This is a genomic window from Microvirga soli (assembly GCF_016734765.1).
In the GTDB taxonomy this organism is placed as follows: Bacteria; Pseudomonadota; Alphaproteobacteria; order Rhizobiales; family Beijerinckiaceae; genus Microvirga; species Microvirga soli.
Genome location: NZ_JAERQE010000132.1, coordinates 1 through 1,612 on the forward strand (window position 1 = coordinate 1; position 1,612 = coordinate 1,612).

Genomic DNA, 1,612 nt, shown 5'->3' on the forward strand with positions numbered 1-1,612 from the left:
CTCTCCTGTGCACGTGGCCAGCCGATGTTATCGGCATCCAGGGAGAGCCGCCCCATTACCCAATGTTGAAAAAGTCCTCGTGATTGGCGACGGATCGTGATTCCCTGATCGGGCGTTCTCAGCAGGAGGATCAAGCCATGATGGGCGAGCGTCTCGTGATGCAGGAGAGCCTGTTCTACGAGTTTCGGCTCGAGGACCACGTCCCCTCCGATCACCTGCTGAGGCGCATCGACCGCTTCGTCGACTGCTCCGGGCTGCGCCAGCACTTGGCTGGCTTCTACAGCTCCATGGGACGGCCCTCTATCGATCCCGAGCTGATGATCCGCATGCTGCTGATCGGCTACTGCCTCGGCATCCGCTCCGAGCGGCGCCTCTGCGAGGAGGTGCACCTGAACCTCGCTTATCGCTGGTTCTGCCGTCTCGGGCTGGAGGGCAAGGTGCCCGACCACTCCACCTTCTCCAAGAACCGGCACGGGCGCTTTCGCGAGAGCGATCTGTTCCGCCGCCTGTTCGAGGCGGTGGTGCAGCGCTGCCTGGACGAAGGGCTGGTGGGAGGGGAAGGCTTTGCGGCCGATGCCAGCCTGATCCAGGCCGATGCCAACAAGCAGCGCTCCCTGGCAGGCGCTGACTGGAGAGCCCAGGATCACACCGAGGCAGCGCCGCGAGCCGTGCGCGAGTATCTCGCCACCCTGGATGAGGCCGCCTGGGGTGCAGCGACTGACGTTGAGCCGAAGTTCGTCTCGCCCTCGGACCCGGCGGCCCAATGGACCGGTGCCATGCGCGGCCCAGCGTTCTTTGCATACGCGGACAACTACCTGATCGACCTCAAGGCAGCCGTGATTGTGGACGTGGAAGCCTCTCGTGCGGTGCGCCAGGCCGAAGTGGGAGCTGCCCGCACCATGCTCGAGCGCACGGCTGAGCGCTTTGGTCTCAAGCCCGAGCGGCTGGCAGCCGATAGCGCCTATGGTTCGGCCGAGATGCTGCATTGGCTCGTGGACGAGCAGAAGATCGAGCCGCATGTGCCGGTGATCGACAAGTCCGAGCGCCGGGACGGCACCTTCTCACGATCAGACTTCACGTATGATCCGGAGGCGGACACCTACACCTGCCCTGAGAGCAAGACCCTGACGACCAGCGGTCGGATCGTGAATGAGGGCACGAACAGGCTTTATCTCGGCAGCACCTTTGACTGTGGCTCGTGTCACCTCAAGGAGCGCTGCTGTCCCAACACGCCAGCGCGCAGGATCACGCGCAGCATCTATGAGCATGCAAGGGAGGTCGCGCGCTCCTTGAGGGGCACGCCGGCCTATGAGCGGTCACGTCAGGGGCGCAAGCGGATCGAGATGCTGTTTGCCCATCTCAAGCGGATCCTGAAGATGGGACGTCTGCGGCTACGAGGTCCGTGCGGGGCTCAAGACGAGTTCCTGCTGGCGGCAACCGCCCAGAACCTGCGAAAGCTCGCCAAACTTGTCACTTCACCAGGGCCACAGATGATCCATGGAGCCTGAGAAGGTCCGAAAGGCACACCTCACCTCAGACCCAACTTCGACAAGTCGAACTTCCTCGCTGTCTCAGCCCGTCTGAGTGCCGACTTTGTCAACGCAATCTGCCA

Annotated in this window: 1 protein-coding gene; it reads left to right on the forward strand. The window is 63.2% G+C overall.

Annotation, left to right across the window (positions count from 1 at the left end; translation table 11 throughout):
* The first annotated feature begins 137 nt into the window (after positions 1 to 137).
* Positions 138 to 1,508, forward strand: a complete 1,371-nt coding sequence (locus JKL45_RS29490; protein WP_201865313.1) for a transposase — start codon at positions 138 to 140, stop codon at positions 1,506 to 1,508.
* Positions 1,509 to 1,612 lie beyond the last annotated feature (104 nt).

Bases quoted from the DNA above. Each gene is read 5' to 3' on its own strand.
- JKL45_RS29490 (WP_201865313.1), top strand. From the start codon at position 138: ATGATGGGCGAGCGTCTCGTGATGCAGGAGAGCCTGTTCTACGAGTTT.